General features: G+C 69.1%; 6 protein-coding genes. All 6 read left to right on the top strand.

Annotated features, from left to right (window positions below):
• The first annotated feature begins 121 nt into the window (after nucleotides 1-121).
• Nucleotides 122-1,669, top strand: coding sequence for a hypothetical protein (locus VFQ05_18310; GenBank protein ID HET9328724.1), 1,548 nt, complete (start codon nucleotides 122-124; stop codon nucleotides 1,667-1,669).
• A complete protein-coding gene (locus VFQ05_18315) occupies nucleotides 1,666-2,565 on the top strand; it encodes a polysaccharide deacetylase family protein (protein HET9328725.1) in 900 nt (299 codons plus the stop codon). Before VFQ05_18310 ends, VFQ05_18315 begins: the two co-directional genes overlap by 4 nt.
• 96 nt (nucleotides 2,566-2,661) lie before the next feature.
• Complete coding sequence (locus tag VFQ05_18320) at nucleotides 2,662-4,020, top strand: DUF4139 domain-containing protein (protein HET9328726.1); 1,359 nt, start codon at nucleotides 2,662-2,664, stop codon at nucleotides 4,018-4,020.
• 139 nt (nucleotides 4,021-4,159) lie between these two features.
• A complete protein-coding gene (gene uvrB / locus VFQ05_18325) occupies nucleotides 4,160-6,220 on the top strand; it encodes an excinuclease ABC subunit UvrB (protein ID HET9328727.1) in 2,061 nt (686 codons plus the stop codon).
• A gap of 201 nt (nucleotides 6,221-6,421) precedes the next feature.
• Nucleotides 6,422-6,910 carry a low molecular weight protein-tyrosine-phosphatase gene (locus VFQ05_18330; protein HET9328728.1) on the top strand — a complete coding sequence of 163 codons (489 nt, stop codon included), beginning with the start codon at nucleotides 6,422-6,424 and terminating at the stop codon, nucleotides 6,908-6,910.
• Nucleotides 6,911-7,104: 194 nt separating this feature from the next.
• On the top strand, nucleotides 7,105-7,191 hold an 87-nt coding region (locus VFQ05_18335; protein HET9328729.1), incomplete at its 3' end, for a DNA-binding protein.

The raw sequence follows: 7,191 nt of genomic DNA on the forward strand, positions 1-7,191 counted from the left end.
ACGGCGCGCGATATGCTACAACGCGCGCGGTCCCAGCCGCCAACGACGCAGGCAGGCTCGATCCTCCTCTAATCCAGGCGCCCCGGACGACCCTGGCCGAGCGCCGGAACGGTCGACCCAGATGGAACGGGTGCTTCGCGCTGGCCTTGCGGGGTTATCGGCGGCCGCGATCCTGGCCTTCATCGCGGTGGCGGTCTCACGCCTGCCTCATCCGCTGCCTCTCGATCCCGCCGAGAGCGTCTGGCTTTCCGAGACCTCGCGCCTCCTTCGCGGCCAGCCGCTGATGACGGAGCCCACGCTGGGGTACATCCCGCTGCCCGCCATGCCGGGCTTCGCGGTGATCGCGGCGCTTCCCGGCGCGCTGGTCGGCCCGCAGCTCTGGGTGCTGCGTCTGATCGCGATGCTGAGCACGCTCGGAACCGCGTGGCTGGTGTCGCGCGCGGTCAAGGCGGAGACCGGCAGCACCTTGTTCGCCGTGGTCTCGGTCGGCCTGCTGTTCGCGGCGTTCGCGGCGAGCGGCGGCCGCCTCGACGCCGGCCGTCCCGAGGCGCTCGCCTGGTTCCTGGCGCTGGCCGGGCTCGCCACGCTGCGCTTCACCACCGGCATCGCGGGCGCCGTGGGGGCCGCGGCGCTGCTGGCGCTCGCATTCTTCACCGCGGCCCACACCGGATGGTTCGCGATCGCCGCGCTGATCCACGTCACGCTCAACGATCGCCCGCGAGCGCTGGCCTTCATCGTCGCGGTCGCGGCATGCTTCGGCGGCGGGCTCTTCCTGCTCGCTCGAACGCTGGGCCCGTGGTTCGCGTTCTACGCGTGGGATGTGCCGGTCCACTCGATCCATCCCGATCGCGTGAAGCTGGCCACCATCATCGGCACCGGGCTCATGGGCACGCTCACCCCGCTGGCGCTGCCGGTGATCATGGCGGCGGCGTTGCCGTCGGCGCTGTGGCGCGGCCGCAACGGCATCTGGGTGTGGAGCGTGGTCGGAGGCGCTCTGGCGGCGATCGTCGGCGCGATCGAGCCGCCGGCGATCTCGCCCGGGCTCGGGCCCGCGCTCGTCACCCTGGTCATCGCCGGACCGATCGCGCTGGTGCGGGTGGTGAGCCATCTCGCGGCTTGGCCTGGATCCGAGCGAGCCGGACGCTCGTGGGTGCTCCACGCGATCCTTCTCCTCCAGTTCTTCCCGCTGGCCTACGGACTGCGTAGCCAGATTCCCGATCCGCGCGCGGCGCAGGCTCGCATCACGCTGGTCGAGCGCTTGCGTGCGGTGCCCGGTCCGGTGCTGGTGCCGGGTTACAGCGAGGTCGCGCGGCAGGCCGGCAAGGAAGAGTCGTATCACCCGCTGGCGCTCGAGCTGCTGCTGGCCGCCAAGGGCAACGCGCTGCTGCTTCGCCGTCCGGCGCTGGCGGACTCGCTGTTCGCTTCGCTCGCCCTCGCGCCCACGCCGCCGGCGGTGGTGGTCGGATCGCAAAGCGAAAAAAAGGCTTCCGAGCGGGCCCTCGCGAAGGCACTCGACCGCTCGTACCAGCGGGTGACCGAGTGGCGCGAGCTCGCCGATTCGCCCGCGCCCCGTTTCGTATACGCTGCGCGCATGGAGACCGCAGCACCACTCGCGGCCACGACCTCGGTGGCCGGCCTGGCTTCGCCGGACACGATGCACGCTCGATGAGCCGCCCGCTGGCGGTGGTCAGCGTGGACGTCGATCCGGTCGACCTCCACCTCAGCGGATACGGATACAAGGACGTCGCGCCCGACGCGCTCGCCTACACGACGTCGCTCCCCCGGCTCGCCGCGGTGTTCGCCAAGGCCGGCATCCGCGCCACGCTCTTCATCATCGCGCGCGACGCCGCGGCGCACGCCGAGCCTCTGCGCAAGATGGTCGAGGCCGGACACGAGATCGCCAGCCACTCGCTGACGCACCCGCTGCCGCTCGCCAAGCTTCCGCAGGACCGCCTGCGGGCCGAAGTCGAAGACTCGCGTCGCGCGCTGGCCGCGGCGGCCGGGACCGAGATCATCGGCTTTCGCGCGCCGAACTGGGACGTCTCGTCGCGTGTGCTCGAAGCCCTGGCCTCGGCCGGGTATCGCTACGACGCCTCGATCCTGCCCACGCTGCTGCTCATCCCCGGCCGCTGGCTGATCGCGGTCAAGTCCAGCGATCCCGCGATCCTCCGCCTGACGCCGTGGCCGATGTCGCTCGCGCGGCTGCCGCACGTGCGCCAAACCCGCTCGGGGTCGATCGCCGAGCTGCCGGTCTCGGTGACGCCGGGTCTCCTGCGCTTCCCGATGTACCACACCGTGCACTACATGGTGTCGATGGATCGCTTCCGCCGTCAGCTCGACGGCTTCGTCGCTCGCGGCGAGCCTTTCTTCTATCCGCTGCACGCGGTGGACGCGCTGGGCCTCTCTGAGGACCGCATCGATCCCCGGCTGAAGACCCACCCCGGCATGGATCGCCCGCTCGACGCGAAGCTCGAGCTGCTGGGGGCGTCGCTGACGGCGATCGCGGAGCGCTTCGAGCCGGTCACCTACGAAGAGTATCTGCGCCGCGTGCCGCTGGCGGGCTGACCGCTCCTTGACGCGCCCGGGGGCAGGGGGAAGAATCCCCGGCCGGCGACGTAGGAGATGTGTTCGGTCGCTCGTCCACCCCCTTCGGAGAGACTCATGTTCCGTCGCCTGGCGTTGTCCTCGATGCTGCTGGCCGCGCTGGCCTTGTTCACGCTGCAGGCAAGTCTGGCCCCGGTCGCGCAGACGCAGCCCCCGACCTCCTCGAGCGTGACCATCTATTCGCAGGATCTCGCGTTCGTGCGCGAGCAACGCAGGCTCGAGTTCGGCGGGCGCGACACCGCACGGCTGTCCGGCCTTCCCCAGCGCATCGACGTTTCCTCCATCCGCCTCACGCCGAGCGGTAACGCGCGTGTCCGGCGGCTGGCATGGGCGGGCCATCCTGAAGGCGATCGCGTGGTCGAGCAGGCGCGCGGCCGCCGGGTGCGGCTCTCGCTGCGCGGCGACCGCGTGGTCGAGGGCGTGCTGGTCGGCGCCGACGGTGGATGGCTCGCGGTGCGCACCGACGACGGCGCGACCGAGACCGTGGCGCGCGGCGCCGTGGACGGGATCCGCGTGACCGGCCAGTCGCTGGGGCTCGAGCCTGCGCTGGAGATCGTGCTCGATCCCGCGCCGCGTCAATCGGTGAACGGCGAGCTGTCCTACATGACCGGCGGCCTCTCGTGGACGGCCGAGCACAGCCTGGTTCGGTCCGGTGAGAAGACCGCGACCTGGACCTCGCGAGTGACGGTCTCGAACAGCAGCGGCGCCAGCTTCCAGGTGCCGAAGCTCGGGCTGGTGGCCGGCGATCCGCGGCGCGGCGGCATGCCGCCGCCGATGCCGGTCATGCGCGCCATGGCGATGGAGGGCTCGGCGGCGAACCAGAAGGACATGAGCGAGGCGGTCTTCTCCGAATACCACCTCTATACGCTCGATCGGCCCACCCGTCTGGTGAACGGCGAGACCCAGCTCTTCACCATGCACGAGCCGCGCACCGTCCAGATCGCGCCGCGCTATCTGGCGCGGCCGGGCGGGGGCGTGGCGTCGCAGCTCGAGATCCGCAACAACAAGACCTCCGGTCTCGGCGTGCCGCTGCCGGGCGGCCGGGTGAGGGTCTACGAGCGCGACGCGTCCGGCGAGGAGCGGTTCACCGGCGAAGCGGGGATTCGGCACACGCCGGACGGCGAGCTGATGACGCTCGAGATCGGCACCGCGTTCGATCTGGTGGCCGAGCGGCGCGAGGTGTCGAACAAGCAGATCTCGCAGCGCGAGCGCGAGTACGAGATCGAGGTGAAGCTTCGCAACCGCAAGAAGACCGGGGTCACGATCGTGGTCGAGGAGCCGGTGGCGGGCGACCACGAGGTGATCCGCTCGAGCCACCCGCCGACGCGCAAGGACGCCAACACGCTCCACTTCCCGATCCCGGTGCCGGCCGGCAAGGAAGTGGTGCTGACCTACGCGGTCCGCATTCGGTACTAACGGAAGCTAGCGGTCCGGCACGGGTTCTATCCGCCCCGGGGCGGATAAACCTGTCATTTTCAAAGCAAGTGGACCCGGTGCCTTACGGAAACAGCGCCGGTTTCCTCGCGTTGGTGCCCTCGGGTAGCATCGCGGGTCCATGCCCTTCACCATCAGGCAACCCTACCCCCCGCAGGGAGATCAGCCCCAGGCGATCGCGGAGCTGGTCTCGGGGCTCGAAGCCGGCGAGCGCCATCAGACCCTGCTCGGGGTGACCGGCTCGGGCAAGACCTTCACGATCGCCAACGTCATCGCCCAGCACCGCCGCCCGACGCTGGTGATCTCGCACAACAAGACGCTGGCCGCCCAGCTCTACGGCGAGTTCCGGCAGTTCTTCCCCGACCACGCGGTCGGCTACTTCATCTCCTATTACGACTACTACCAGCCCGAGGCCTACGTCCCCTCGACCAACACGTACATCGCCAAGGACGCCAACATCAACGACGACATCGACCGGCTGCGGTTGCAGGCGACGTCGATGCTGCTCGAGCGCGAGGACGTGATCGTCGTCGCCAGCGTGTCGTGCATCTACGGTCTCGGCACGCCCGAGGACTGGCGGGGGATGCGCATCGACGCCCAGGCCGGCGAGCGCATGCGGCGCGAGACGCTGCTCGAGCGCATGGTGGCCATCCACTACACCCGCAACGATCTCCAGCCCGAGCGCGGCACGTTCCGGGTTCGTGGCGACGTGATCGAGGTGCATCCGGCTTACGACGACTACCTGGTGCGGATCGAGCTGGACGACGACGTGGTGGCGCGGCTCTCGGCGGTCGATCCGGTCACCGGCCGGACGCTCCGGCCGATGGACCGGCTCGCGCTGTATCCGGCCAAGCACTTCATCACGCCCGAGCCGCGGTTGCAGGACGCGCTCGGGGCGATCCGCCAGGAGCTGGCCGAGCGGCTTCAGGAGCTGCGTTCCCAGGGCAAGCTGCTCGAGGCGCAGCGGCTCAAACAGCGCACCGAATACGATCTCGAGCTGCTCTCCACCCACGGCACGTGTCCCGGCGTCGAGAACTACTCGCGGCCGCTCTCGGGCCGCAGGCCGGGGGAGCGGCCAGGCTGCCTGATCGATTACTTCCCAAGGAACGATGACGGAAGCGCCGACTTCCTGCTGATCGTCGACGAATCGCACGTCACGATCCCGCAGATCGGCGGCATGTACGAAGGCGATCGATCGCGCAAGCAGGTGCTGGTGGACTTCGGCTTCCGTCTGCCTTCGGCGCTCGACAACCGGCCGCTGCGTTACGACGAGTTCGAAGGCCTGGTCGGGCCGACGATCTACGTTTCCGCCACCCCGGCCGAGTTCGAGCTCGCCCGGAGCCGCGGCGTGGTGGTCGAGCAGATCATCCGCCCCACCGGGCTCGTGGACCCGGAGATCGTGATCAAGCCGGTCGAGCACCAGGTGGACGACCTGCTGGCGGAGATCCGCGAGCGCGTGGCGCGGCGCGAGCGGGTGCTGGTCACGACCCTCACCAAGCGCATGGCCGAGGACCTCACCGATTATCTGAGCGAGATGAGCGTGCGGGTGCGCTACCTGCACAGCGACGTCGACGCGCTCGAGCGCGTGGAGATCCTGCGCGGCCTGCGTCTGGCCGAGTTCGACGTGCTGGTCGGCATCAACCTGCTGCGCGAAGGACTGGACCTGCCCGAAGTCTCGCTGGTGGCGATCCTCGACGCCGACAAGGAAGGCTTCCTGCGCTCGGAGCGCTCGCTGATCCAGACCATCGGCCGGGCGGCGCGCCACCTCAACGGCACGGCAATCCTCTACGCCGACGCGGTGACCGAGTCGATGCGCAGGGCGATCGACGAGACCAACCGCCGCCGCGCCAGGCAGATGGCGTTCAACCGCGACAACGGCATCGTGCCGCGCGGCGTGCGCAAGGACGTGCGCGAACTGATCGACGGCGTCATCGACACCGGCGGCGCGCGCAGCGAATTGAAGGCGGCGGAAGCAGCCGCAGATTACGCGGTGATGAGCGAGAAGCAGGTGGCGAAGGAGATCAAGCGCCTCGAGAAGGCGATGTTCGAGCACGCCAGGAACCTGGAATTCGAGAAGGCGGCCAGGACGCGGGACCAGCTGGCCGTCCTGCGCGAAAAGGTGTTCGGTGCGGGCGGGGCAGGCAACGTGACCCCGCTGGTGCCGACGGAACGGGCAGCGTGATCGGCGATCACACAAGCCCGGATTGTTGGGAGTCGGACTGGACTCCGCTTTGCCCGCCGCCGCGAACTCGCGGGCTGGCGGGCTGTCTGCGGACGTGGGTACGGGACGTTTCTACTGGGGCGTTGGGATCGACCGGAACGTTGCATCGGGTCGATCATTCCGGGCTGCTGAACGCGGGCCCGCAACCGAAAGGCGCGTGAAATGACGAAAGTACTGTTTGTTTGCATGGGGAACATCTGCCGTTCGCCAACCGCGGAAGGCGTGTTCCGCAAATTGGTTGCGGACGCCGGCCTCGAAGGCGTGGTTCACGTCGACTCGGCGGGCACGCATGGCTACCACGTCGGCGAGTGCCCCGACGTGCGAGCCCAGCAGGCCGCGATGAAGCGCGGCTACGAGCTGGCGCCGCTGCGCGCGCGCCAGGTCACGCAGGACGACTTCCGCAATTACGACCTGATCCTCGCCATGGATTGGGAAAACCTTTCGGTGCTCCAGCAGCAGTGTCCGCGCGCCTACAAGCACAAGCTGCATCTTCTGATGCGCTTCGCCGGCGAGCACGACGCGGCCACGGTCCCCGACCCCTATTACGGCGGTCCCGAGGGCTTCAACACCGTGCTCGACTACGTCGAGGACGCTTGCCAGGGCCTGCTGGACGTGGTGCGCAAGCGCGCCACGATGTACGCCGCCGCCTGACGGCATCCCGACCGTCCCGACCGGGCGCAGCGGGGCTGCGCCCGGTCCGCCTGCCCTTCGCTTGTTCGTGCAAGGCCCCACGTGCCGTGGGGGCTTCGCAGGTAATACTTGATCGTTCCGCTCGGTCTTTCTACAATTCCGACTGTTTTAATCGGAATTGAGCGTCGCCGCTCGCCAAGTCGAGGAACGCCGCAATGCGCCTGACCACGAAAGGCCGATTCGCCGTCACCGCGATGATCGATCTCGGAATGCGTCAGCATCAGGGACCGGTCACGCTGGCA

This window comes from Candidatus Eisenbacteria bacterium (assembly GCA_035712145.1).
Taxonomy (GTDB): Bacteria; Eisenbacteria; RBG-16-71-46; order RBG-16-71-46; family RBG-16-71-46; genus DASTBI01.